Source organism: Klebsiella quasipneumoniae subsp. quasipneumoniae, assembly GCF_020525925.1.
GTDB classification, from domain to species: Bacteria; Pseudomonadota; Gammaproteobacteria; order Enterobacterales; family Enterobacteriaceae; genus Klebsiella; species Klebsiella quasipneumoniae.
Genome location: NZ_CP084876.1, coordinates 407,076 through 432,891, shown reverse-complemented (window position 1 = coordinate 432,891; position 25,816 = coordinate 407,076). Strand labels below are relative to the sequence as shown.

24 protein-coding genes are annotated in these 25,816 nt (G+C 58.4%); 10 read left to right on the top strand and 14 right to left on the bottom strand.

Annotated elements, in window-relative coordinates; all coding sequences use genetic code 11:
- Positions 1-3 precede the first annotated feature (3 nt).
- Together kefB and kefG are read right to left on the bottom strand one after the other, a co-directional pair.
- Entirely contained in the window at positions 4-1,809 is a 1,806-nt protein-coding gene (gene kefB, locus LGM20_RS01980) for a glutathione-regulated potassium-efflux system protein KefB (RefSeq protein ID WP_004202210.1), read from the bottom strand.
- The gene (gene kefG, locus LGM20_RS01975) at positions 1,796-2,359 is read right to left on the bottom strand and encodes a glutathione-regulated potassium-efflux system ancillary protein KefG (protein WP_004202208.1); all 564 of its coding nucleotides are present in this window, start codon (positions 2,357-2,359) and stop codon (positions 1,796-1,798) included. The genes kefB and kefG overlap by 14 nt, the downstream gene beginning before the upstream one ends.
- Before the next feature lie 173 nt (positions 2,360-2,532).
- Here kefG and LGM20_RS01970 point away from each other — a divergent pair, with 173 nt between their 5' ends.
- The 4 genes from LGM20_RS01970 to LGM20_RS01955 all read left to right on the top strand — a co-directional run bounded on the left by LGM20_RS01970 (position 2,533) and on the right by LGM20_RS01955 (position 6,776).
- Complete coding sequence (locus LGM20_RS01970; protein WP_023291178.1) at positions 2,533-4,437, top strand: ABC transporter ATP-binding protein; 1,905 nt, start codon at positions 2,533-2,535, stop codon at positions 4,435-4,437.
- 258 nt (positions 4,438-4,695) lie between these two features.
- Positions 4,696-5,655 (top strand): hydrolase, encoded by a 960-nt coding sequence (locus LGM20_RS01965; RefSeq protein WP_229588929.1) that lies wholly within the window; start codon positions 4,696-4,698, stop codon positions 5,653-5,655.
- The gene (locus LGM20_RS01960; RefSeq protein WP_002920151.1) at positions 5,652-5,870 is read left to right on the top strand and encodes a YheU family protein; all 219 of its coding nucleotides are present in this window, start codon (positions 5,652-5,654) and stop codon (positions 5,868-5,870) included. Before LGM20_RS01965 ends, LGM20_RS01960 begins: the two co-directional genes overlap by 4 nt.
- 36 nt (positions 5,871-5,906) lie before the next feature.
- The gene (locus LGM20_RS01955) at positions 5,907-6,776 is read left to right on the top strand and encodes a phosphoribulokinase (protein ID WP_004202201.1); all 870 of its coding nucleotides are present in this window, start codon (positions 5,907-5,909) and stop codon (positions 6,774-6,776) included.
- A 55-nt stretch (positions 6,777-6,831) separates the two neighbouring features.
- Here the strand turns inward: LGM20_RS01955 and LGM20_RS01950 are convergent, their stop codons facing one another.
- Positions 6,832-7,236, bottom strand: coding sequence for an OsmC family protein (locus LGM20_RS01950; protein WP_044524950.1), 405 nt, complete (start codon positions 7,234-7,236; stop codon positions 6,832-6,834).
- Between the two features lie 306 nt (positions 7,237-7,542).
- On the opposite strand from LGM20_RS01950, the gene crp reads away from it, so the two are divergent.
- Complete coding sequence (gene crp / locus LGM20_RS01945) at positions 7,543-8,175, top strand: cAMP-activated global transcriptional regulator CRP (protein ID WP_000242758.1); 633 nt, start codon at positions 7,543-7,545, stop codon at positions 8,173-8,175.
- A gap of 51 nt (positions 8,176-8,226) precedes the next feature.
- Positions 8,227-10,305, top strand: coding sequence for a YccS/YhfK family putative transporter (locus LGM20_RS01940; protein WP_023291181.1), 2,079 nt, complete (start codon positions 8,227-8,229; stop codon positions 10,303-10,305).
- Here the strand turns inward: LGM20_RS01940 and argD are convergent.
- From argD to ppiA, 5 genes are all read right to left on the bottom strand, one after another.
- Positions 10,295-11,515: a bifunctional acetylornithine/succinyldiaminopimelate transaminase gene (gene argD, locus LGM20_RS01935; protein ID WP_032454216.1), complete on the bottom strand. Its 1,221-nt coding sequence runs from the start codon at positions 11,513-11,515 to the stop codon at positions 10,295-10,297. The two genes, LGM20_RS01940 and argD, sit on opposite strands and share 11 nt — an antisense overlap.
- A gap of 89 nt (positions 11,516-11,604) precedes the next feature.
- Positions 11,605-12,168 (bottom strand): aminodeoxychorismate synthase component 2, encoded by a 564-nt coding sequence (pabA, locus tag LGM20_RS01930; RefSeq protein WP_044524952.1) that lies wholly within the window; start codon positions 12,166-12,168, stop codon positions 11,605-11,607.
- 31 nt (positions 12,169-12,199) lie between these two features.
- A complete protein-coding gene (locus LGM20_RS01925; protein ID WP_032454217.1) occupies positions 12,200-12,802 on the bottom strand; it encodes a putative adenosine monophosphate-protein transferase Fic in 603 nt (200 codons plus the stop codon).
- Positions 12,792-12,959 carry a YhfG family protein gene (locus LGM20_RS01920; protein WP_004202194.1) on the bottom strand — a complete coding sequence of 56 codons (168 nt, stop codon included), beginning with the start codon at positions 12,957-12,959 and terminating at the stop codon, positions 12,792-12,794. Before LGM20_RS01920 ends, LGM20_RS01925 begins: the two co-directional genes overlap by 11 nt.
- Before the next feature lie 106 nt (positions 12,960-13,065).
- Positions 13,066-13,635 (bottom strand): peptidylprolyl isomerase A, encoded by a 570-nt coding sequence (gene ppiA, locus LGM20_RS01915; protein WP_002920238.1) that lies wholly within the window; start codon positions 13,633-13,635, stop codon positions 13,066-13,068.
- Between the two features lie 277 nt (positions 13,636-13,912).
- Here ppiA and tsgA point away from each other — a divergent pair, with 277 nt between their 5' ends.
- Positions 13,913-15,100, top strand: coding sequence for an MFS transporter TsgA (gene tsgA / locus LGM20_RS01910; protein WP_004202192.1), 1,188 nt, complete (start codon positions 13,913-13,915; stop codon positions 15,098-15,100).
- Here the strand turns inward: tsgA and LGM20_RS01905 are convergent.
- A complete protein-coding gene (locus tag LGM20_RS01905) occupies positions 15,097-16,419 on the bottom strand; it encodes a cytosine deaminase (RefSeq protein ID WP_023291185.1) in 1,323 nt (440 codons plus the stop codon). The genes tsgA and LGM20_RS01905 overlap by 4 nt on opposite strands.
- Before the next feature lie 238 nt (positions 16,420-16,657).
- Between LGM20_RS01905 and nirB the strand changes: the two genes are divergently transcribed.
- The 3 genes from nirB to cysG all read left to right on the top strand — a co-directional run bounded on the left by nirB (position 16,658) and on the right by cysG (position 21,051).
- Positions 16,658-19,201, top strand: a complete 2,544-nt coding sequence (gene nirB, locus LGM20_RS01900) for a nitrite reductase large subunit NirB (protein ID WP_044524953.1) — start codon at positions 16,658-16,660, stop codon at positions 19,199-19,201.
- Complete coding sequence (nirD, locus tag LGM20_RS01895; protein WP_044524954.1) at positions 19,198-19,524, top strand: nitrite reductase small subunit NirD; 327 nt, start codon at positions 19,198-19,200, stop codon at positions 19,522-19,524. The genes nirB and nirD overlap by 4 nt, the downstream gene beginning before the upstream one ends.
- A 153-nt stretch (positions 19,525-19,677) precedes the next feature.
- Positions 19,678-21,051, top strand: a complete 1,374-nt coding sequence (gene cysG / locus LGM20_RS01890; protein WP_023291188.1) for a siroheme synthase CysG — start codon at positions 19,678-19,680, stop codon at positions 21,049-21,051.
- Between the two features lie 74 nt (positions 21,052-21,125).
- Here the strand turns inward: cysG and trpS are convergent, their stop codons facing one another.
- The 5 genes from trpS to damX all read right to left on the bottom strand — a co-directional run bounded on the left by trpS (position 21,126) and on the right by damX (position 25,767).
- Positions 21,126-22,130 (bottom strand): tryptophan--tRNA ligase, encoded by a 1,005-nt coding sequence (gene trpS, locus LGM20_RS01885; protein ID WP_002920253.1) that lies wholly within the window; start codon positions 22,128-22,130, stop codon positions 21,126-21,128.
- Entirely contained in the window at positions 22,123-22,884 is a 762-nt protein-coding gene (gph, locus tag LGM20_RS01880) for a phosphoglycolate phosphatase (protein ID WP_023291189.1), read from the bottom strand. Before gph ends, trpS begins: the two co-directional genes overlap by 8 nt.
- Positions 22,877-23,554 (bottom strand): ribulose-phosphate 3-epimerase, encoded by a 678-nt coding sequence (gene rpe / locus LGM20_RS01875; RefSeq protein WP_023291190.1) that lies wholly within the window; start codon positions 23,552-23,554, stop codon positions 22,877-22,879. Before rpe ends, gph begins: the two co-directional genes overlap by 8 nt.
- A gap of 17 nt (positions 23,555-23,571) precedes the next feature.
- Positions 23,572-24,399, bottom strand: a complete 828-nt coding sequence (dam, locus tag LGM20_RS01870; protein WP_004202178.1) for an adenine-specific DNA-methyltransferase — start codon at positions 24,397-24,399, stop codon at positions 23,572-23,574.
- A 78-nt stretch (positions 24,400-24,477) separates the two neighbouring features.
- The gene (gene damX / locus LGM20_RS01865; protein ID WP_044524956.1) at positions 24,478-25,767 is read right to left on the bottom strand and encodes a cell division protein DamX; all 1,290 of its coding nucleotides are present in this window, start codon (positions 25,765-25,767) and stop codon (positions 24,478-24,480) included.
- Positions 25,768-25,816 lie beyond the last annotated feature (49 nt).

The window sequence follows — 25,816 nt, the reverse complement described above, 5'->3', positions numbered from 1 at the left end:
CCTTTATTCAAACTCGTCCCAGCCGTCCAGCTGCCGGCTCTCTTTCTGCATTTCGCGCTGAAAAATCTCTTCCAGTTCGCGCCGGGCTTCCCGCACGCGTGATATCTGTACCGTATCAGTATGCACCGGCATTAACTCACGCAGCATTCGCATATCGAGGCGTCGGAAGTGCAGCTGCGCGCGCTGGGCCTGGTGAGGATGCATCCCGAGGGTGATGAGCGCTTTACGCCCCAGCTCCAGCGCGCTGGAGAAAGTCTCACGGGAAAACTGCGTCACGCCGGCCTGCAGAAGCTCATGCGCCTCGACGCGCCCGCGAGCGCGCGCCAGGATGTGCAGATGTGGAAAGTGTTGTTGACACATCTCCACCAGCCGCATGGTGTCTTCCGGCTCATTACAGGTAATGACGATCGACTGCGCCTCCTCCGCCCCCGCCGAGCGCAGCAGTTCCAGCTGGGTGGCGTCGCCAAAATAGACTTTATAGCCATAGTTGCGCATCAGATTCACCGCGCTGATGTCTCGCTCCAGCACCGTAATACGCATCTTATTGGCCATCAGCAGGCGACCGATGACCTGGCCGAAACGGCCAAAGCCAACAATAATCACCTGCGGTTTATCGTCCTCTACCCACGGCGCCTCATCGGTATCCTCTGCTGGATTCAGGCGTCGCGACAGTATCTTATCGATCCCTTTCATCAGCAGCGGCGTGGTCATCATCGACAAGGTGACGGCCACCAGCAGCAGCGCCATCTGGTCGTGCTGGAACAACCGCTGAGAAGCGGGCAGCGAAAAGAGAACAAACGCGAACTCGCCGCCCTGGCTTAATACGCCCGCAAACTGCATACGCTCGGAACTCCGCAGGCCATAGAGACGGGCCAGCAGATAGAGCACCAGCATTTTTACCGCCACCAGCACCGCCACGCTCACTGCCACCCACAGCAGATGGGTGTACAGCACGCCAAGGTTCAGCGCCATACCGACCGAGATAAAGAACAACCCAAGCAGCAGCCCCTTGAACGGATCGATGGCGATCTCCAGTTCATGGCGATACTCACTTTCCGCCAGCAGCACGCCGGCGATAAAGGTACCCAGCGCCATCGACAGCCCCAGCGCCTCCATAAACAGGGCGGATCCAAGGACCAGCAGCAGCGTGGCGGCAGTGAACACTTCCCTGACCCCGGAGCTGGCGATAAAGCGGAACACCGGCCGCAGTAAATAGCGTCCGCCAATCAGCATCCCGGCAAACGCCAGGACCTTCATGCCGACCGTTAGCCAGTTCACATGCTCATCCGCGGAACCCGCCAGCAGAGGCACCAGCGCCAGCGCCGGGATCACCGCCAGATCCTGAAACAGCAGGACCGAAAAGCCTAACTGCCCTGATTCGCTGCGGCTCATTCCCTTCTCGCGCATCAGCTGCAGTGCCATCGCGGTAGAGGACATCGCCAGGCCGATCCCGCCGACCACCGCTGCCTGCCATGAAAATCCTGTCGTCATCAACAGACCGCCGAGGATCGCCGCGCTGAGCATCACCTGCGCCGCGCCAACGCCGAAGATGGAGCTTCGCAGCCGCCATAGCTTGGCGGGATTGAGCTCCAGGCCAATGATAAACATCAGAAACACCACGCCGAGTTCAGAGAAATGGAGAATTTCATCCACATCGCTGATAAACCCGAGCCCCCACGGACCTATGGCGATCCCGGCCAGCAGATAGCCCAGCACCGCGCCAATCCCCAGTCTTGAAGCCAGAGGGACGGCGATAACGGCCGCGAACAAAAACAGCACCCCCGCCAGCAGCAAATCAAATCCCGCCATGGACACCTCCGGCGGCAAGGGGGTTGGCCAGCCAGTCCCGATAGGCCAGGGCGCGGCTGCGCAGCTCCTCTGGCTGTTGCCGCCGGGCCCAGTAGACGATAATGGGGCTCATCCAGTGCATACGGCACATGCCGGCGGTCAGTTCAAAAGGACGTAAAATATCGTTCATCGGATAGCGATTCGCATCGCGACGGTAGGCGCTCTCAGGCTCGCCGGTGGTGATCACGCTGCGCCAGTACTTTCCCGCCAGTTCGTTCCCTCCGGCGCCGCTGGCGAAGCCGCGGCTTAAGACACGATCCAGCCACTCCTTGAGCAGCGCCGGACAGCTCCAGGTATATAAAGGATGCTGGAAAACGATCACCTCATGCTGGCGCAGCAGGTCCTGTTCGTGAGCAATATCGATAAAAAAATCCGGATAGTGCGCGTAGAGATCGTGCACGGTGACGTTTGGCAACTGTAAGGCCGGTTGTAATAAAACCCGGTTGGCCACGGAATCCTGAGATTCTGGGTGGGCATACAGCAGCAACACTTTCGCTGTCTGAGACATCATTCCCCTCCCGTAGGTCTTCTGGCGGCCTGCACAGCCCTGGCGTTTTGACACAGCCAGAATGACTTTGTGTATCGTCTTCGTTTTGGGCTACCATGGCGGCCCGGTGAAGCGATTCGCTTCCACACTACATTATCATAATGACAAATTAACATAGTCTGAACATACGGCGCCTTATGATTGTTTTCTCCTCGTTACAAATTCGTCGCGGCGTACGCGTCCTGCTGGACAACGCCACCGCTACCATCAACCCTGGCCAGAAGGTCGGTCTGGTGGGGAAAAACGGCTGCGGGAAATCGACGCTGCTATCGCTTTTGAAAAACGAGATAAGCGCTGACGGCGGCAGTATGACCTTTCCCGGCAACTGGCAGCTGGCCTGGGTGAATCAGGAAACCCCGGCCCTGCCGCAGCCGGCAATCGATTATGTCATTGACGGCGATCGCGAATATCGCCAGCTGGAAGCCGCGCTCCAGCAGGCTAACGAGCGCAACGACGGCCATGCCATCGCCACCGTCCACGGCAAGCTGGACGCCATCGACGCCTGGACCATCCGCTCCCGCGCCGCCAGCCTGCTGCACGGCCTGGGTTTCAGCAATGAACAGCTCGAGCGGCCGGTCAGCGATTTTTCCGGCGGCTGGCGTATGCGTCTTAACCTCGCGCAAGCGCTGATCTGCCGCTCCGATCTGCTGCTGCTCGATGAACCGACTAACCACCTCGACCTTGATGCGGTGATCTGGCTGGAGAAGTGGCTGAAGGGCTACACGGGGACGCTGATCCTGATCTCCCACGATCGCGATTTCCTCGATCCTATCGTCGACAAAATTATCCATATCGAACAGCAGACGATGTTTGAGTACACCGGCAACTACAGCTCGTTTGAAGTGCAGCGCGCCACCCGGCTCGCTCAGCAGCAGGCGATGTACGAAAGCCAGCAGCAGCGTGTCGCGCATCTGCAAAGCTATATCGATCGCTTCCGCGCCAAAGCCACCAAAGCCAAGCAGGCGCAGAGCCGTATTAAAATGCTGGAGCGGATGGAACTCATCGCCCCGGCGCACGTGGATAACCCGTTCCACTTCAGCTTCCGCCAGCCGGAGAGTCTGCCAAACCCGCTGCTGAAGATGGAGAAAGTCAGCGCCGGCTATGGCGAGCGTATTATCCTCGACTCCATTAAGCTCAATCTGGTGCCGGGGTCGCGTATCGGCCTGCTGGGCCGCAACGGCGCAGGGAAATCGACGCTGATTAAGCTGCTGGCTGGCGAACTCCAGCCCGTGAGCGGCGAGATCGGCCTCGCCAAAGGCATCAAGCTCGGCTACTTCGCCCAGCATCAGCTGGAGTTCCTGCGCGCCGATGAGTCGCCGCTGCAGCACCTGGCGCGCCTGGCGCCGCAGGAGCTGGAGCAGAAGCTGCGCGATTATCTGGGCGGCTTTGGTTTCCAGGGGGATAAGGTCAGCGAAGAGACCCGCCGCTTCTCCGGTGGAGAAAAGGCGCGTCTGGTGCTGGCCCTGATCGTCTGGCAGCGCCCTAACCTGCTGCTGCTCGACGAACCGACCAACCATCTCGACCTCGATATGCGTCAGGCCTTAACCGAAGCGCTGATCGACTTTGAAGGGGCGCTGGTGGTCGTATCGCACGATCGCCACCTGATCCGCTCCACCACCGACGATCTGTACCTTGTCCACGATGGCAAAGTCGAACCGTTCGACGGCGATCTGGACGATTATCAGCAGTGGCTCAGCGACTCGCAAAAACAGGAGTCCCAGAGCGGCGACGCGCCAAAAGAGAGCGGCAACAGCGCGCAAGCGCGCAAAGACCAGAAGCGTCGCGAAGCGGAGCTGCGCAGCCAGACCCAACCGCTGCGCAAAGAGATCGCCCGTCTGGAGAAAGAGATGGACAAGCTCAACGCGCAGCTGGCCAGTGCGGAAGAGAAACTTGGCGACAGCGAACTCTACGACGCCTCGCGGAAAGCGGAACTGACTGAATGCCTGCAGCAGCAGGCCAGCGCGAAATCCGGGCTGGAAGAGTGCGAAATGGCCTGGCTGGAGGCTCAAGAGCAGCTGGAGCGCATGCTTCAGGAAGGCTAACGCCGCCTCATCATTCTGCCTGCGACGGCGCGGGCAGAATGGGTTTCTGCCATTCCCATGCTCAGGCCATCAATGACATCAATGGTTTGTTTTCGGTGTCACCGGGCGTCATTGGCCACAAGACCACATATTGGCTAACTCCCGCGCGCCCTGCGCGGTATAGTCATCATCACGTTTATTAATTATTCTGGTGCTATGGTTGAAATCATCCCCACAGACATGACGCCCCCCGAAAACGATTCGCGTGAGTTCCATCCCATGCGCGGCGTGGGCAATCGTCATCTGCAAACCATGCTGCCGCGGCTGATCCGCCGTAAATTGCGCTTTACCCCGCACTGGCAGCGCCTTGAGCTGCCGGACGGCGATTTTGTCGATCTCGCCTGGAGCGAAGACCCACACCAGGCGCGCCACAAGCCGCGCCTCGTCGTCTTTCATGGTCTGGAAGGGAGTCTGCACAGCCCGTATGCCCATGGCCTGATCCACGCGGCGATGCAGCGCGGCTGGCTGGGCGTGGTCATGCACTTTCGCGGCTGCAGCGGCGAACCTAACCGCAATCACCGCATCTATCACTCCGGCGAAACGGAAGATGGCACCTGGTTTCTCCACTGGCTGCAGCGCGAGTTTGGCCCCGCGCCGACCGCCGCCGTCGGCTATTCGCTGGGCGGCAACATGCTGGGCTGCCTGCTGGCAGAAGAAGGCGACCGCTGCCCGCTGGATGCGGCGGTGATCGTTTCCGCGCCTTTCATGCTGGAAGCCTGCAGCTATCATATGGATAAGGGCTTCTCGCGAGTTTATCAGCGCTATCTGCTCAATCTGTTAAAAGCCAACGCCTCACGTAAGCTGAAAGCGTATCCTGGCTCGCTGCCCGTCGATTTACGCCAGCTCAAAGGGATGCGCCGCATCCGGGAATTTGACGACATGATCACCGCCAAAATCCATGGTTTCGCCGATGCGCTGGATTATTACCGGCAATGCAGCGCCATGCCGCGGCTCAGCGATATCACTAAGCCGACGCTCATCATCCATGCGAAAGACGACCCGTTTATGGACCACCACTCCATTCCCCCGCAGGAGCAACTGCCGGCGAACGTTGAGTATCAATTGACTGAACAAGGCGGCCACGTCGGCTTCGTCGGCGGCACCCTGCGTAAACCGGAGATGTGGCTGGAAAGACGCATTCCCGACTGGTTAAACCGCTGGCTGGAGGTTCCCGTATGATTATTCCCTGGCAGGATCTGGATCCCGAAACGCTGGATAACCTGATTGAAAGCTTTGTGTTACGCGAAGGCACCGATTATGGTGAACATGAACGTTCACTTGCCGATAAAGTCGCCGATGTAAAACAGCAGCTGAAACGCGGAGAGGCGGTCCTCGTGTGGTCGGAACTGCATGAGACGGTCAATATTATGCCGCGCGCGCTGTTTAACGGCTAAGGCGACGACACTACATCGTTTAACCAGGGAGTTGTTATGTCTGCCAAACATCCGGTGATCGCCGTCACGGGCTCCAGCGGCGCGGGCACTACCACCACCAGCCTCGCCTTTCGCAAAATCTTCGCGCAGCTAAATCTGCACGCCGCGGAGGTGGAAGGCGACAGCTTTCATCGCTACACCCGCCCGGAAATGGACATGGCGATCCGCAAAGCGCGGGATCAGGGCAAACATATCAGCTACTTTGGCCCGGAGGCGAACGACTTCGGCCTGCTGGAGCAGACCTTTGTCGACTATGGCCGCCATGGCAAAGGCCAGTCGCGTAAATACCTGCACACCTATGACGAAGCCGTGCCGTGGAATCAGGTGCCGGGAACCTTCACCCCATGGCAGCCGCTGCCGGAGCCGACGGACGTGCTGTTCTATGAGGGGCTGCACGGCGGGGTTGTCACGCCGCAGCATGATGTCGCCAGCCATGTCGACCTGCTGGTCGGGGTCGTGCCTATCGTTAACCTGGAGTGGATCCAGAAACTCATTCGCGACACCAGCGAACGCGGCCACTCCCGGGAGGCGGTGATGGACTCCGTCGTCCGATCGATGGAAGATTACATTAACTTCATCACCCCGCAGTTTTCCCGCACCCACATCAACTTCCAGCGCGTGCCGACGGTGGACACCTCCAACCCGTTTGCCGCGAAAGCGATCCCCTCTCTGGACGAGAGCTTTGTGGTGATCCATTTCCGCAATCTGCAGAACATCGACTTCCCCTGGCTGCTGGCGATGCTACAGGGCTCGTTTATTTCGCACATGAACACCCTGGTGGTGCCGGGCGGTAAAATGGGGCTGGCGATGGAGCTTATTATGGCGCCGCTGGTCGAGCGTCTGATGGAAGGCCGAAAGATCGGCTAACAGAAAAAACCCCGGCCAGGCCGGGGTTGAGATCATTCACATCAGCAGGCGAAGACTACGCCTCGATCACTTCATAGGAGTGGGTGATCTTCACCGCTTTTTCCAGCATCAGCGCCACCGAGCAGTATTTCTCTGCCGACAGATCCACCGCACGGGAGACTGCGCCATCTTTCAGCGCCTTACCGGTGACGATAAAGTGCAGATTAATATGCGTGAACAGGCGCGGCGCCTCTTCCCGACGCTCAGAGGTCAGCTTCACTTCGCAGTTGGTCACGTCGTGACGACCTTTTTGCAAAATAGAGACCACATCGATCGCACTGCAACCGCCCGCCGCCATCAGCACCATCTCCATCGGGCTGGGCGCCTTATCTCCGGAGTTGCCATCCATCAGAATCTGGTGTCCTGACGCGGACTCCCCGATAAAGGTTAACCCTTCAACCCATTTCACACGCGCTTGCATAAAATTTAACTCCAGTATCGCAATATTCCTGTCAGATTACGCGCACATAACAATTCTCGCAACGGAAGGCGACCTGCGTCATGCTGAAGCGAGACACCAGGAGACATGCGGCGAAAGCTATGCTAAAACAGTCTGGATGCTACAGTAATACATTGATGTACTGCATGTATGCAGAGGAGTTCACATTACAGGCTGTCGAAAAATCATCAGCCAGCTTCCCAGGTATAGGGAAACAATACGATTGCATGCCCGGACGCCGTGTAGTGTCGGCGCCCGGAGATAGCTTATAACAGAGGATAACCGCGCATGGTGCTTGGCAAACCGCAAACAGACCCTACCCTTGAATGGTTCTTGTCTCATTGCCACATTCATAAGTACCCATCAAAGAGCACGCTGATCCACCAGGGTGAGAAAGCAGAAACGCTGTACTACATCGTTAAAGGCTCCGTGGCTGTACTCATCAAGGATGAAGAAGGTAAAGAGATGATCCTCTCCTACCTCAACCAGGGCGATTTCATCGGTGAATTAGGCCTGTTTGAAGAGGGTCAGGAGCGTAGCGCCTGGGTACGGGCGAAAACCGCATGTGAAGTGGCCGAGATCTCTTATAAGAAATTCCGTCAGCTGATCCAGGTGAACCCGGACATTCTGATGCGTCTCTCTTCGCAAATGGCTCGCCGTCTGCAGGTGACGTCTGAGAAAGTGGGCAACCTCGCCTTCCTCGACGTGACGGGCCGTATCGCCCAGACGCTGCTGAACCTGGCGAAGCAACCCGATGCCATGACCCACCCGGACGGTATGCAAATTAAAATTACCCGTCAGGAAATTGGTCAGATCGTCGGCTGCTCTCGTGAAACCGTTGGCCGTATTTTGAAAATGCTGGAAGATCAGAACCTGATTTCCGCCCACGGTAAAACTATCGTCGTCTACGGCACCCGTTAAGTTGCTAAGCGGCGTATTGCTCCTGCAGTACGCCGTTTTTGTTTTTCCCTCATGTGGCGCAGGCTGATTTACCACCCGGAAGTCAACTATGCACTGCGGCAAACGCTGGTGCTGTGTCTGCCTGTGGCCATCGGTCTTCTGCTCGGCCATCTCCAGCAGGGACTCCTGTTTTCCTTAGTTCCCGCCTGCTGCAACATCGCCGGTCTCGACACTCCGCATAAGCGCTTTTTTAAGCGTCTGATTATCGGCGGCTGTCTGTTTGCCGGATGCAGCCTGGTGGTGCAGCTGCTGCTCGCCCAGACCATACCTTTGCCGCTTATTCTCAGCGGCCTGGCGCTATTGCTCGGCGTCACCGCGGAAATCAGTTCGCTGCACGCGCGCCTGCTGCCCGCGTCGCTGATCGCCGCCATCTTTACCCTGAGCCTGGCGGGCAATATGCCCGTCTGGGAGCCGCTGCTGATCTACGCCTTCGGCACGCTATGGTACGGCGTGTTTAACTGGTTCTGGTTCTGGCTGTGGCGCGAACAGCCGCTGCGGGAGTCGCTCAGTCTGCTCTACCGGGAACTGGCCAATTATTGCGAAGCCAAATATAGCCTGTTGACCCAGCATACCGATCCCTCGACCGCCCTGCCGCCGCTGCTCATCCGCCAGCAGAAGGTGGTCGATTTAATCACCCAGTGCTATCAGCAGATGCATATGCTGGCCGCCAACCAACGTAACGACCACAAACGTCTTCTGCGAGCGTTCCAGATGGGGCTGGATCTACAGGAGCATATTTCGGTCAGCCTGCATCAGCCGGAAGAGGTGCAAAAGCTGGTTGAGCGCAGCCATGCCGAAGCGGTGATCCGCTGGAACGCGCAGACCGTCGCCGCCCGCCTGCGGGTGCTGGCGGATGACATGCTCTATCATCGTTTTCCGCAGCGTTTCCAGATGGATAAACAGATCGGCGCCCTGGAAAAGATCGCCCGCCAGCATCCGGATAACCCGGTCGGCCACTTCTGCGCCTGGCACTTCAGCCGCATCGCCCGGGTGCTGCATACCCAGCGCCCACTGTATGCCCGGGATCTGATGGCTGACAAAGAGCGTCGTTTACCGCTGTTTCCCGCGCTAAAGAACTATCTGTCGCTGAAGTCCCCCGCGCTGCGCAACGCCGCCCGCATCAGCGTGATGCTGAGCATCGCCAGCCTGATGGGCAACGCCCTGCATTTGCCGAAGCCCTACTGGATCCTGATGACCGTCCTCTTCGTGACACAGAATGGCTATGGCGCCACGCGGGTTCGTATTGTCCACCGGGCGGCGGGGACGCTCGCCGGCCTGATCATCGCCGGGCTGACCTTGCACTTTCACGTTCCGGAGAGCTATACCCTGAGCGGGATGCTGCTGATCACACTGCTCAGCTATCTGATCATCCGCAAACACTATGGCTGGGCGATGGTGGGGTTTACGGTGACGGCGGTATATACCCTGCAGCTTCTGACGCTCAACGGCGAACAGTTTATTATCGCCCGGCTGATCGACACGCTGATCGGCTGCCTGATCGCCTTCGGCGGGATGGTCTGGCTGTGGCCGCAGTGGCAGAGCGGCCTGCTGAAAAAAAACGCCCACGATGCGCTGGAGGCCGACCAGCAGGCGATTCGCCTGATCCTCAGCCCCGACCCCAAAGCGCCCGCGCTGGCCTACCAGCGCATGCGCGTCAATCAGGCGCACAACGCGCTCTACAACTCCCTGAATCAGGCGATGCAGGAGCCCGGGTTTAATACCCACTACCTGGAAGATATGAAGCTATGGGTGACGCACAGCCAGTTTATCGTCGAACACATCAACGCCATGACCACTTTGGCCCGGGAGCATACGATGCTCACCCCGGATCTTGCCCAGCGCTATCTCGAATCCTGTGAGATTGCCCTGCAGCGCTGTCAGCAGCGGCTGGACAGCGATGGTCCCGGCAGCGCAGGGGATGTCAATATTATGGAGTCACCGGAAAGCGAGGTGCCGATCGGTCCGTTAAGCACCCTGGAGCAGCATCTGCAACGCATTCTGGGCCATCTGAACACCATGCACACCATTTCGTCAGTGGCATGGCGTCAGCGGCCGCATCACGGCATCTGGCTGCGGAAGATCAGCCGTTAATCACCTTTGCCACGGCCTGGGCAAAGCGCGCCATCCCCTCGGCAATATCCTGCTCTTCGATGATCAGCGAGGGAACAAAACGCATCACGTCCGGCCCGGCGTTAAGCACCATGACGCCGGCTTCCGCAGCGGCATAGAGAAAATCACGCGCGCGGCCCTTGTGCTGCGGCTTGAGTTCGGCGCCAATCAGCAGGCCCATCCCGCGAATATCACTGAACAGATCAAACTCGGCATCCAGCTGCTGCAGGTGTTTGACGAACAGTTCGCGTTTGGCGTTCACGCCATCCAGCACCGCCGGGGTATTGATCAGATCGAAAGCGGCGTTGGCGACCGCGCAGGCCAGCGGGTTGCCGCCGTAGGTTGAGCCATGGGAACCCGCATGGAAGGCGCTGGCGATCTCGTGGGTAGTCAACATGGCGCTGACCGGGAAACCGCCGCCCAGCGCTTTGGCGCTGGTGAGAATATCCGGGGTTACGCCATAGTGCATATAGGCAAACAGCGATCCGGTACGCCCCATTCCGCACTGCACTTCATCAAAGACTAACAGCGCCTGGTGTTGATCGCACAGTTCGCGCAGCCCCTGCAGGAACGCCGGCGTCGCTGCCGTCACGCCGCCTTCGCCCTGAATCGGCTCCACCACCACCGCGCAGGTGTGGTCATCCATCACCGCTTTTACCGCCTGCAGGTCGTTGAAGGGAACATGGACAATATCCGCCGGTTTCGGGCCGAAACCATCGGAGTACTTCGGCTGCCCGCCGACGGAGACAGTAAACAGGGAGCGACCATGAAAGGCATTATGGAAAGCGATGATTTTGGTTTTGTACGGGCTATGGCGGGTCACCGCATAGTGACGCGCCAGCTTAAAGGCCGTTTCATTGGCTTCGGTACCGGAGTTCATAAACACCACTCGCTCGGCGAAGGTGGCATCGACAAGTTTACGTCCCAGGCGCAGCGCTGGCTCATTGGTAAAGACGTTGCTGGTATGCCACAGCGTTTCGCCCTGCTCGTGGAGCGCCGCCACCAGCGCCGGGTGGCAATGGCCGAGCGCCGTCACCGCGATACCGCCGGCGAAATCAACATACTCTTTGCCCTGCTGATCCCAGACGCGGCTGCCTTTTCCCTTTACCGGGATGAATTCTGCCGGTGCATAAATTGGCAAAATAACTTCATCGAATGTGGCGCGGGTGATTGCCGGTTGTTCAGTTGCCATGTCTTGCCCATCCCTCTTCGTTATGCAGATGCGATTATGATAATCTAATCACAAAATATGCATAAAAAATCAGTCAATGGCAACCGAAATCACCGCTTAATAAAGTTCGCCAGCAATTGATGGCCCTGTTCGCTGAGGATGCTTTCCGGATGGAACTGCACGCCCTCGAGATCCCAGTCGCGATGACGGATCCCCATAATCTCACCGCTGGCGCTGCGGGCGGTGACGATAAACTCAGGCGGCAGCGTCGGCGGGTCAATCACCAGCGAATGATAGCGGGTCACCGTCAAAGGATTATTCAGCCCCTGAAACACCCCTTCGCCGTTATGCTCGATAAGCGAGGTTTTTCCATGCATCACCTGCGCCGCCCGCACAATGGTCGCGCCAAACGCCTGGGCTATCGCCTGATGCCCGAGGCAGACGCCCAGCAGCGGCGTTTTCCCTGCATAGTGACGGATTACCGCGAGGGAAATCCCCGCTTCATCCGGCGTACAGGGACCAGGCGAAATCACTATCTTCTCCGGCGCCAGCGACGCTATCTCCTCCAGCGTCAACGCATCGTTGCGCCTGACCAGCACTTCCGCCCCCAGTTCGCAAAAGTACTGATACAGATTCCAGGTGAAAGAGTCATAGTTATCGATAAGCAGGATCATAGCGGCTCCGGAACAATCAAACCGGGCTATTCTACTCAGATTCCCGCGCTTCGCTTACCACTTTGCGAAAGATCGCCGCCAGCGGGTCCGGATCGCCCATCGCGCCCTGCTGACAGGCGGTGCTCCAGGCGGCAGGATCGACGTCACGCCAGTCAAGAAGATAGCCGGCATGTATCGCCAGCTGTTCAAAGAAAATGCGCTGGGTCAGGCCATTGCCGAGACGAAAAGGGTGCAGCACATTAATTTCACCATAGAACCAGCTCAGGCGTTCGATAAAGGTATCCCGCGGCAGGCCGCAGAGATAATCCTCCTGCTCCAGAGCCTGCATCAGGGCATTCCCCTCCTCTTCGATGCGGGCAAAGTGGCAGAACGGCGTATCGCCCAGGTAGAGGTTCACTTCACGCAGCCTACCCGCCCAGTCAAACAGATCCTGATACAGCTGATGATGAATAGCGCACAGATAGGGTAAGCCGCGCACCCGCGGGCCCAGCGGCAGGGTGGCCGCCCGCAGGGACGTCATCTCCAGGGCAGCCTGCTGCAGCGTTTTAGCCTGGCGGATGCCGAGGCGGTTGCGCAGGACGTTCAGCGCCGGATAGAGGTAAGGATCGCGTTCATCGCCAAATTTATCGCTCATACTCCCTCCGCAGCGTCGCGAGGCGAGCCTGCGCCTCCTCGGCAGTCAGCGTAACCAGCGGCACCGATACGCCTTCGAGGCGACGGCTGGCCTGAAAATTGCTATTACGTGTCTGTTCCCAGAGCCGGGATTTTTGCTTATCGGTGAGTGGACGCATCGTCGCCCCCCTTATCGTCCCCTGTGTGCCACAAGTATAAGCAGCAATTACAGGTTATGCCGGGAGGCAACCGGGCGCGGCGATAAACCACCGCGCCGCGGGAGGATTAGGGCAGCACTTTCGCAGAGAGGATAACAACCGGTTTAGTCGGCACATTCTGGTATGGGCCGACGTTATGAGTCTGGACCTGGGAGATCTTATCCGCAACGTCCATGCCTTTGACTACCTTGCCAAACACCGCATAGCCAAAGTCGCGCTGGCCATGGTCGAGGAAGGCGTTATCCGCCACGTTGATGAAGAACTGGCTGGTGGCGCTATCCTGATCGGCGGTACGCGCCATCGCGATAGTGCCGCGGGTGTTGCGCAGGCCGTTGTCTGCTTCATTCTTGATCGGCGGGTTAGGCTGTTTCTGCTGCATCTGCTCGTTAAAGCCGCCGCCCTGCACCATGAATCCCGGGATCACGCGGTGGAAGGTGGTGTTGTTGTAGAAGCCGCTGTTAACGTACTTCAGGAAGTTATCCACGGAAATCGGGGCTTTCTGGCTGTTTAACTCAAGCTCAATGTTACCTGCCGAGGTGGTCAGCAGCACATGCGGATCGCCCTTTGCCGCCATGGCCGGGGAGAAAGCTGAAATGGCGAAAACGGCAGCCATCGCCGCCAGTGTTGATTTGAGCATGGAAATTCCTTAACGGAGCAGAATAAAAGCGAGTGCCTTGATTCTAAAGAGCCTTTGCATCCTGGGCCAGCCTTTTACCAAATTTTACTTAGCTGTAATAATTGTAACCGCGCAAACGTTCTCCCTTGCGTCGAAAAAATCGTGATGCAAGTCACATTAAAACATGCAAAAGATAACGTATTTCACAATAAACATTTAATTACATCACCTGAACGACTAAAATCTGTCCGCCCGGCGCAGCGTCAACGCGCTTTACCTTTCTATTCACAGGCCAGTCATGACTAACAGCAACCGTATTAAGCTCACATGGATCAGCTTCTTCTCCTACGCCCTGACCGGCGCGTTGGTGATCGTCACCGGGATGGTGATGGGTAACATTGCGGATTATTTCCATCTGCCCGTTTCCAGTATGAGCAACACCTTTACCTTTCTGAACGCCGGTATTCTGATCTCCATTTTCCTCAATGCCTGGCTGATGGAGATCGTGCCGCTGAAAACTCAGCTGCGTTTTGGCTTTATTTTAATGGTGCTGGCGGTGGCCGGCCTGATGCTCAGCCACAGCCTGGCGCTGTTCTCCGCGTCGATGTTCGTTCTCGGCCTGGTCAGCGGGATCACCATGTCGATCGGGACCTTCCTGATCACCCATATGTATGAAGGCCGTCAGCGCGGGGCGCGTCTGCTGTTTACCGACTCCTTCTTTAGCATGGCGGGAATGATTTTTCCGATGGTCGCCGCGGTCCTGCTGGCGCGCAGCATCGAGTGGTACTGGGTCTACGCCTGTATCGGTCTGGTGTATGTCGCTATTTTCGTCCTGACATTCGGCTGTGACTTCCCGGTGCTCGGCAAAAAAGCGCAGAGCGAAAACAGCCAGCCGGTGGTGAAAGAGAAGTGGGGCATCGGCGTGCTGTTCCTCTCCGTCGCGGCGCTGTGCTACATCCTCGGTCAGCTGGGCTTTATCTCCTGGGTACCGGAATATGCCAAGAGCCTGGGCATGAGCCTCGGCGATGCCGGTAAACTGGTGAGCGATTTCTGGATGTCCTACATGATCGGCATGTGGTCATTCAGCTTTATCCTGCGCTTCTTCGACCTGCAGCGCATTTTAACCGTCCTCGCCGGCCTCGCGACGGTGCTGATGTACCTGTTTATAAATGGTTCGCCGGAGCATATGCCGTGGTTTATTCTGACCCTGGGCTTCTTCTCCAGCGCCATCTACACCTCGATCATTACGCTCGGTTCGCAGCAAACTAAAGTCGCTTCACCAAAGCTGGTGAACTTTATCCTCACCTGCGGCACCATCGGCACCATGCTGACTTTCGTGGTCACCGGCCCGATTGTGGCTGCCAGCGGTCCGCTGGCAGCGCTGCACACCGCTAACGGCCTCTACGCCGTGGTGTTCGTGATGTGCTTTATCCTCGGCTTCGTCTCCCGTCACCGCCAGAACAACGCGCAGGCGGCGTCTCACTAAGCCTTCGGCCCCTTTGCGTCCGCAAGGGGGCTGTTCCTCATAAAAGAGAGCGCCTCGCCACCGCGGTCGGTCTGGATCCAGGTTTGCGCCAGCTGGGTAATCGCGATCACCCTTCCCTGGCGAATTGACCAGCGCACCGGCACCTGGCAGCGTACCGCCTCAAAGCCATTCTCCGCCGGGAGGATGATCAGGTTAGCCGGGTTGCCGCTGACGATGCCGTAATCGGTCAGGCCAAACGTGCGGGCGCTGTTGTCAGTGATAAGCTGCAGGCCGTCGTTAATCTGCTGGTAGCCCATCAGCTGGCAAACGTGCAGCCCCATATGCAGGACCTGCAGCATATTACCGGTCCCCAGCGGGTACCACGGGTCAAAGACATCATCATGACCAAAACAAACGTTGATCCCCGCCGCCATCAGCTCCTTCACCCGGGTAATGCCCCGTCGCTTCGGGTAGTCGTCAAACCGGCCCTGCAGATGAATATTGACCAGCGGATTGGCGACAAAGTTGATGCCGGAGAGCTTTAGCAGGCGGAACAGGCGCGAGGTATAGGCGCCATTATAGGAGTGCATGGCGGTGGTATGGCTGGCCGTCACCCGCGGCCCTATCCCCGTCTTCAGCGCCAGCGCGGCAACGGTTTCAACAAAGCGCGACTGTTCATCGTCAATTTCATCGCAGTGAATATCCAGCGGGCGGTCATATTTCTGCGCCAGTCGAAAGGCGATATGCAGCGATTCCACCCCATATTCACGGGTGAACTCAAAGTGCGGGATCGCCCCGACGACATCCGCCCCCAGCTTCAGGGCCTCTTCCAGCAGCGCCTCGCCGTTGGGGTAAGAGAGGATCCCCTCCTGCGGAAAAGCGACAATCTGCAGCTCGACCCATGGCGCCACCTCCTTTTTGACCTCCAGCATCGCCTTCAGCGCCGTCAACGTTGGATCGGAGACATCGACATGGGTACGGACAAACTGCACGCCGTTGGCGATCTGCCACTTGAGGGTTTTCCACGCCCGGGCTTTAACGTCCTCATGGCTGAGCAGCGCTTTCCGCTCCGCCCAGCGCTCAATCCCCTCGAACAGGGTGCCGGACTGGTTCCAGTTCGGCTCACCGGCCGTCTGGGTGGTATCCAGATGGATATGCGGCTCAATAAAAGGCGGGATCGCCAGACCGCCGCGAGCGTTCAACACCTCGTAGCTTTCGTCCCGCGCCTCCCCCATCGGAGTGATCTCGCCAAAGCGGCCCTTATCTATCGCTATCTGCCACAGGCCGTCGCGGTCTGCCAGGCGTACGTTCTGAATCAACCAAAGCGGCGCTGCTGTCATATCACCCTCTCTATTCAATACGGCTTGTTTTCTACTCAACCCCAATCGCGACCCTCCCAATTCTTGTACATAAAATCGGCAAAAAGGAAAAGCCAGCGTTTTCCACAACTTAGAAAATTACAGACAAATCAATTATATACCCATTAAGTGGTAGGTGAAGTTGTCATTGATTTGCATCAATAAGCCTGATGGCTGAATCGTTAAGGTAGGCGGTAATAGAAAAGAAATCGAGGCAAAAATGAGCAAAGTCAGAATCGCTATTATCGGTAACGGCATGGTTGGCCATCGCTTTATCGAAGAGCTTCTCGATAAGGCGCCTACCGGACAGTTCGACATTACCGTGTTCTGTGAAGAACCGCGTATCGCCTACGACCGTGTCCACCTGTCGTCTTATTTCTCCCACCATACCGCAGAAGAGCTGTCGCTGGTCCGCGAAGGTTTCTATGAGAAACACGGCGTCAAGGTGCTGGTCGGCGAACGGGCCATCACCATCAACCGCCAGGAGAAAGTGATCCACTCCAGCGCCGGGCGCACGGTGTTCTACGACAAGCTGATTATGGCGACCGGCTCATACCCCTGGATCCCGCCGATTAAAGGCGCGGAAACTCAGGATTGCTTCGTCTATCGCACCATTGAAGATCTTAACGCCATTGAATCCTGCGCCCGTCGCAGCAAACGCGGCGCGGTGGTCGGCGGCGGCCTGCTCGGCCTGGAAGCCGCAGGCGCCCTGAAAAACCTCGGTGTCGAAACCCATGTTATCGAATTCGCGCCGATGCTGATGGCCGAGCAGCTCGACCAGATGGGCGGCGAGCAGCTGCGGCGCAAAATTGAAAGCATGGGCGTGAAAGTTCACACCAGCAAAAACACCAAAGAGATCGTTCAGCAGGGCACCGAGGCGCGCAAAACCATGCACTTCGCCGACGGTAGCGAGCTGCAGGTCGATTTCATCGTCTTCTCTACCGGGATCCGCCCGCGCGATAAACTGGCCACCCAGTGCGGACTGGCGGTTGCCCAGCGCGGCGGCATCATGGTCAACGATAGCTGCCAGACCTCCGACCCGGATATCTATGCCATCGGCGAATGCGCCAGCTGGAACAACCGCGTGTATGGCCTCGTCGCGCCGGGTTATAAAATGGCCCAGGTGGCCGTCGACCACCTCCTCGGCAGTGAAAACAGCTTCACCGGCGCCGACCTCAGCGCCAAGCTGAAGCTGCTGGGTGTAGACGTGGGCGGTATCGGCGATGCCCACGGCCGCACGCCGGGCGCCCGTAGCTACGTCTATCTCGACGAAAGCAAAGAAGTTTATAAGCGTCTGATCGTCAGCGCCGACAACAAAACCCTGCTCGGCGCGGTGCTGGTCGGCGACACCAGCGACTACGGCAACCTGCTGCAGCTGGTGCTGAACGCCATCGAGTTGCCAGAGAATCCGGATTCGCTGATCCTCCCGGCCCACGCCGGCAGCGGCAAGCCGTCGATCGGCGTCGATAAACTGCCGGACAGCGCGCAAATCTGCTCCTGCTTCGACGTCAGCAAAGGCGATCTGATCGCCGCCATCAACAAAGGCTGCCATACCGTCGCGGCGCTGAAAGCGGAAACCAAGGCCGGTACCGGCTGCGGCGGCTGTATCCCGTTGGTCACCCAGGTACTCAACGCCGAGCTGGCGAAACAGGGTATCGAGGTCAACAACAACCTGTGCGAACACTTCGCTTACTCCCGCCAGGAGCTGTTCCACCTGATCCGCGTGGAAGGCATCAAAACCTTCGACGAACTGCTGGCCAAACACGGCCAGGGCTACGGCTGTGAAGTGTGTAAACCGACCGTCGGCTCCCTGCTGGCCTCCTGCTGGAATGAGTACATCCTCAAGCCTCAGCACACGCCGCTGCAGGACACCAACGACAACTTCCTCGCCAACATCCAGAAAGATGGCACCTACTCGGTCATTCCGCGCTCCGCGGGCGGCGAAATCACGCCGGAAGGGCTGGTCGCCGTGGGCCGTATCGCTCGTGAATTCAATCTGTACACCAAAATCACCGGTTCCCAGCGCATCGGCCTGTTTGGCGCGCAGAAAGACGACCTGCCGGAGATCTGGCGGCAGCTGATTGAAGCGGGCTTCGAAACCGGCCACGCCTACGCCAAAGCGCTGCGGATGGCGAAAACCTGCGTCGGCAGCACCTGGTGCCGCTACGGGGTCGGCGACAGCGTCGGCTTCGGCGTCGAACTGGAAAACCGCTACAAAGGCATCCGTACGCCGCACAAAATGAAGTTCGGCGTCTCCGGCTGTACCCGCGAATGTGCGGAAGCCCAGGGCAAAGACGTCGGGATCATCGCCACCGAGAAAGGCTGGAACCTGTACGTGTGCGGTAACGGCGGGATGAAGCCGCGCCATGCCGATCTGCTGGCCGCGGACCTCGATCGCGAGACGCTGATTAAGTATCTCGACCGCTTTATGATGTTCTACATCCGCACCGCCGATAAGCTGACCCGCACCGCGCCGTGGCTGGACAACATGGAAGGCGGGATCGACTATCTGCGCAGCGTCATCATCGATGACAAGCTCGGTCTGAACGACCATCTGGGAGAGGAGCTGGCTCGCCTGCGCGCCGCCTTCGCCTGCGAGTGGACCGAGACCGTCAATAACCCGGCGGCGCAGACCCGCTTCAAACACTTTATCAACAGCGACCAGCGCGACCCGAACGTTCAGGTGGTGCCGGAACGTGACCAGCATCGCCCGGCCACGCCGTATGAGCGCATCCCGGTTACTCTGGTGGAGGAAAAAGCATGAGCCAGTGGGTAAACATCTGCAACATTGACGACTTCCTGCCCGCCACCGGCGTCTGCGCCCTGCTCGGTCAGCAGCAGGTGGCGATCTTCCGTCCCTATCATGACGACAGGGTGTTCGCTATCAGCAACATCGATCCGTTCTTTAACGCCAGCGTACTGTCTCGCGGCATTATCGCCGAGCATGACGGCGCCCTGTGGGTTGCCAGCCCGCTGAAAAAACAACGTTTCCGCCTGAGCGACGGCCTGTGTATGGAAGATGCCAGCCACTCTATCGCCCGTTTCGACGCCCGGGTAAAAGACGGCCACGTTCAGCTTAAGGCGTGAGTCCCGCGTCCTCCCCCCGGCCACGGGGGGAGATATAAGTAACACTTCTGACCGACAGCGCATGAGTGCGGGATATGTCGCATGTTTTGTATTACCTTTGCTGCTATTCTACGACCACTCATTTTCTACCCCTTATTTTTATGAGGTTATTCTGTGGATCACTTACCCATATTCTGCCAGTTGCGCCAGCGTGATTGTTTACTGGTTGGCGGCGGGGATGTCGCCGAACGCAAGGCCCGTCTGCTGCTGGATGCTGGCGCAAACGTCACGGTCAATGCGCTCGACTTTACCCCGCAGTTTCATGTGTGGGCCGATTCACAGATGCTAACCCTGGTGCAGGGGGAGTTTATCCCCTCGCTGCTGGACAACTGCTGGCTGGCCATCGCCGCTACCGATAATGAGACGGTGAACCAGCAGGTCAGCGACGCGGCCGAAGCGCGGCGTATCTTCTGTAACGTGGTGGATGCCCCGCGCCAGGCCAGCTTTATCATGCCGTCCATTATCGACCGCTCGCCGCTGATGGTCGCCGTCTCCTCGGGCGGGACATCCCCGGTGCTGGCGCGCCTGTTGCGCGAGAAGCTGGAGTCAGTCTTACCCCTGCATCTTGGCCAGCTGGCCCGCTACGCCGGCCATCTGCGCGCGCGCGTGAAGCAGCAGTTTGCCACCGTTGGCGAACGCCGCCGCTTCTGGGAGAAGCTGTTCGTTAACGACCGGCTGGCGCAGTCGCTGGCCAATGACGATCGGCAGGCGGTGGCGGATACCACCGAGCAGCTGCTGACCGAGCCGTTAGAGCATCGCGGCGAGGTCGTCCTGGTTGGCGCCGGCCCTGGTGACGCCGGGCTGCTCACGCTCAAGGGCCTGCAGCAGATCCAGCAGGCCGACGTGGTGGTCTATGACCGGCTGGTCTCCGACGACATTATGAATCTGGTACGCCGCGATGCCGACCGGGTGTTCGTCGGCAAGCGCTCAGGCTATCACTGCGTGCCGCAGGAGGAGATCAACCAGATCCTGCTGCGCGAAGCGCAAAAAGGAAGACGCGTGGTCCGGCTGAAAGGCGGCGATCCCTTTATCTTTGGCCGCGGCGGAGAGGAGCTGGAGACCCTCTGCGAGGCGGGGATCCCCTTCTCGGTTGTGCCCGGCATCACCGCCGCCTCCGGCTGCTCCGCCTACTCGGGGATCCCGTTGACCCATCGCGATTTCGCCCAGGGCGTCCGCCTGGTCACCGGCCATCTGAAAACCGGCGGCGAGCTGGACTGGGCGAACCTGGCGGTGGAGAAGCAGACCCTGGTGTTCTATATGGGTCTGAACCAGGCGCCGGCGATCCGCGAGAAGCTTATCGCCCACGGCATGGCGGAAGATATGCCTGCCGCCATCGTCGAGAACGGCACCGCCGTGACGCAAAAAGTGGTCAGCGGCACCTTAGGACAGCTGGATATTCTGGCGCAGCAGATGGCCAGCCCGGCGCTGATCATTGTCGGCCGCGTGGTCGGTCTGCGGGATAAACTGAACTGGTTCTCGAACCACTAACCTTCGCCTGACGGCGTGAACGACAGGCATAAAAAAGGGCGGGATAATCCCGCCCTTTTTAGCTGTTGCGTCGCTTACGGCTTGGCGACAAAGCCAATCGCTTCGTATACCGCTTTCAGGGTTTGAGAAGCCCGCGCGCTGGCCTTTTCTGCGCCGTCCTTCATCACCTGATTGAGAAACGCTTCGTCGTTACGGAAACGGTGATAGCGCTCCTGCAGGTCAATCAGCATGCCCGATACCGCTTCGGCGACTTCGCCTTTCAGGTGGCCATACATTTTGCCTTCGAAATGCTGCTCCAGCTCAGGAATGGTTTTCCCGGTGACCGCGGAGAGGATATCCAGCAGGTTGGAGACGCCCGCTTTCTCTTTCAGGTCGTAGCGCACCACCGGCGGCTCGTCGGAGTCGGTGACCGCACGTTTGATCTTCTTGACCACCGATTTCGGGTCTTCCAGCAGGCCGATGACGTTGTTGCGGTTGTCGTCGGACTTGGACATCTTTTTCGTCGGCTCCAGCAGCGACATCACGCGCGCGCCGGATTTAGGGATAAACGGCTCAGGCACTTTAAAAATATCGCCGTAGATGGCGTTAAAACGCTGGGCGATATCGCGGCTCAGTTCAAGGTGCTGTTTCTGATCTTCGCCCACCGGAACCTGGTTGGTCTGGTACAGCAGAATGTCAGCGGCCATCAGTACCGGATAATCAAACAGACCGGCGTTGATGTTCTCCGCGTAGCGCGCGGACTTGTCTTTAAACTGGGTCATGCGGCTCAGTTCGCCGAAATAGGTGTAGCAGTTCAGCGCCCAGCCTAACTGGGCATGTTCCGGCACGTGAGACTGAACGAAAATAGTGCTTTTCTGCGGGTCGATGCCGCAGGCCAGATACAGCGCCAGGGTGTCCAGCGTCGCCTTACGCAGCTGCTGCGGATCCTGGCGCACGGTGATGGCGTGCTGGTCCACGATGCAATAGATGCAGTGGTAATCGTCCTGCATGTTTACCCACTGACGCAGCGCACCCATGTAGTTGCCAATGGTCAGTTCACCTGAGGGCTGTGCGCCACTAAAAACGATGGGCTTAGTCATGTTTCAATTCCTGAGTTTCACTGTGCGGTAACCCGAGAGCGGGTAAGAGTTCATTAAACTGGTCGAAGAGATAGTCCGGCTCGCTCAGCGCAAGCGGTTCGCCATAGTTATAGCCGTAGGTCAGGCCAACAGAGCAGCAGCCTGCCGCTTTGGCCGCCTGAATATCATTACGGGAATCGCCGACGAACAGCAGCGCCTCCGGCGTCAGGCCGAGCTTTTGCGCCACCAGCAGCAGCGGTTCCGGATGCGGCTTTTTGTTCTGTACGTCATCGCCGCCGATCACCACGGTAAAGTATTTCGCAATATCGAGCGCGTCCAGCAGCGGGGCGACGAACGGCGTCGGCTTATTGGTCACCAGCGCCAGCGGCAGGCCTTTGGCCTGCAGCGCGCCGAGCGTATCGGCCACTGCCGGAAACAGGAAACTGCCCTCTTCCGCCGCTTCGGCGTAATAGCGGTCAAACAGTTTACGCAAAATGCGCAGCTGTTCGTCTTGCGGAATATCATGATCGTCGACGGAAGGCTTGCCCATCGCCGCACGTAACGTTGCACGCTCCTGACGAGCCCAGGTCAGCGCCCGCTCCATCAGAACATCGGCGCCGTTGCCGATCCAGGTCACGACGCGTTCTTCTCCCGCCACCGGCAGCTCCAGGGCGTAGAGGGCGTTATCAACGGCGGCGGTCAGACCCGGCGCGCTGTCCACCAGCGTGCCGTCGAGATCAAACGCGATGCCGCGGATCGCCTGTAATTTATCCATGACTTACCTTCGCTAATTCATTACGCATGTGATCAATGACTTTCTTGTAGTCCGGCTGGCCGAAGATCGCCGAACCGGCAACGAACATATCCGCACCCGCCGCGGCGATTTCGCCGATATTGCTCGCTTTCACTCCGCCATCCACTTCCAGGCGAATATCGTAGCCGGACGCATCGATGCGCTGGCGCACTTCACGCAGTTTATCCAGCGTCTGCGGAATAAAGGACTGGCCGCCAAAGCCCGGGTTAACCGACATCAGCAGGATCACGTCCAGCTTATCCATCACGTAATCGAGATAGCTCAGCGGCGTCGCGGGGTTAAACACCAGGCCCGCTTTACAGCCGTGCTCTTTGATAAGCTGCAGGCTGCGGTCGACGTGTTCGGAGGCTTCCGGGTGGAAGGTGATGATGCTGGCGCCAGCTTCGGCAAAATCAGGAATGATGCGGTCGACCGGCTTCACCATCAGGTGGACGTCGATCGGCGCGGTAATACCGTAGTTACGCAGCGACTTCAGCACCATCGGGCCAATCGTCAGGTTCGGCACGTAGTGGTTGTCCATGACGTCGAAGTGCACGACATCCGCACCCGCCGCCAGCGCCTTCGCGGTATCCTCACCCAGACGGGCAAAATCAGCCGACAGAATCGAAGGGGCAATCAAATACTGCTTCATCCGCATCTCCTTGAAATTTATTTGGTCTTAGGCGGACGGTAGAGCGCTAAGAGCTCGTCCACCTTTTTACGCGTACCACCGTTGCTGCTGATGCTGCGCCGAACCTTCACAATATGCGTTTCTGCCGCGTTTTTATACCACTCCTGCGTCAACGGCGTGCGGTGGTTGGAAATCAGCACCGGGATCCGTTTCTTCATCAGCGATTCCGCCTTTTGCGCCAGCAGCACCTGTTGCTCCAGGTTGAAGCTGTTGGTGTGGTAGGCGGTAAAGTTCGCCGTCGCCGTCAACGGCGCATAGGGCGGATCGCAATACACCACCGTGCGGCTATCCGCACGCTGCATGCACTCTTCATAAGATTCGCAGTAAAACTCAGCGTTTTGCGCCTTGTCGGCAAAATGATAGAGCTCAGCCTCGGGGAAATAGGGCTTCTTATAGCGGCCAAACGGCACATTGAATTCGCCGCGCAAATTGTAGCGACACAGGCCGTTGTAGCCGTGACGGTTCAGATACAGGAACAGCACCGCGCGACGCAGCGGATCCTGGCTCTGGTTGAATTCATCTCGGTACTGGTAGTAGCGCTCAGCGACGTTGTTTTCCGGGGTAAACATCTCGCGGGCGGCAGCGACATACTCGTCGGTGCGCAATTTGACGATGTTGTACAGGCCGATTAAATCACTGTTGATATCCGCGAGGATATAACGAGAAAAGTCGGTATTGAGAAATACCGACCCGGCGCCCACAAAGGGCTCGATTAAGCACTCACCTTCCGGCAAATGCTTTTTAATATCGTCAAGCAGGGGGTACTTCCCCCCTGCCCACTTTAGAAAAGCGCGATTCTTTTTCATGCTGCCTAACTAATTACACATTCTCCGGCTGTGGAGAAAGCTCCGACAGCATCCTGCGCTTAAGACTACCCCACGGCATTATTTCAGATCAGCCTGAACCTGATGCAGTGGTTTTGCCCATGGATTTTTCGCCTGCACGTCCGGCGGCAGCGAGGTGACCGCGCGTTTCGCTTCATCTTTCGATGAATAGATACCGCTCACCAGCACGTACCACGGTTGGCCGTTACGCGACGTTTCATAGACAACATATCTGTCCAGCTTCTCTTTCTTCGCCCAGTTATTCAGGTTTTCATAGTTAGAGGAGCTGCTGAGCTGCAGGGTATAGTTACCCGACGGCGCAGATTTCATCGAGCTGACGTCACCTGCCGTTTTACCGCTCTTCGCCGCCGGCGCTGCCGCGGCTGCCGTTGCGGCTGGCGCTGCGGTCGTCGCGGTCGTGGCTGGTTTGCTCTGCGCGGTGGCTGCCGGTTTACTTTCGCTGACGGTCGTTTTCGCCGGAGCGGTAGTGGCCGCGCTTTCAACATGCTTCGGCTGGACCGGTTTCGTTTCTACCGGCGCTTTCGCCACCGCCTGTGGTTTCGGCTGCGGCTTCGCTTCGATGACGGTGTGCTTACGCTCGGCCGGACGCGGCGTTGCCGCCGTCTGACGTTCGATCGTCTGGCGCGGCGCCGCGGCGCCACTGGCGCCATTACGGATCGGCGCGACTGTTGCCGGTTCAGTTGGCAGCGTCGAGTTAGCTACGGCGCCGTCCAGCTGGCCCTGCTGCTGGGTCAGCGCGTTATTCAGATCGCCCTGAACTTCAACACGCTGCTGGCCCTGCGGCTCTGCCGCTGCCTGGCCCTGGGTCGGGTTCGCGGCAATTGGCGGTACCGTGACGTCCTGCTGTGTGGTGGTATTGGCGGCAGTCTGATCCTGGCCGGCAGCTGGCGTGCTGGCGGACTGGTCGTCAGACAGATTAATGCTCTTCTCGCCGGAAGCGGTCTGCTGGCTGGACGAAGATGGCGATTTCAGCGCGGAACCGATACCTACGATTAACAGCAACAGCACCAGAATCCCCACACCCATCATGATGTACTGGCGGGAAGCGGGTTTCGCCGGCGCTTTTTTACGCTTACGCGGACGACGCTCTACAGGCTGCTCTTCGAGCATCTCCTCATCTTCCGCATCCAGTTCTTCTTCGAACTCTTCCTCTTCACGCTCACGACGGGCCTTGCCGGCGCGCGTCGGACGGCCTTCATCGGCATCAAGATCGACATCGTCAAAATTGATCTGCGGATCGGCATCACGCTCGGAAGACTGACGGGAACGACCAGCACGACGATCGTTGCGATCGGCTTTCATATCGTCTTCTGGTTTGAAATCATCCATTTAACACCCCACTAAAAGGCTTATGCTCACGATTATTGCACATCACCCG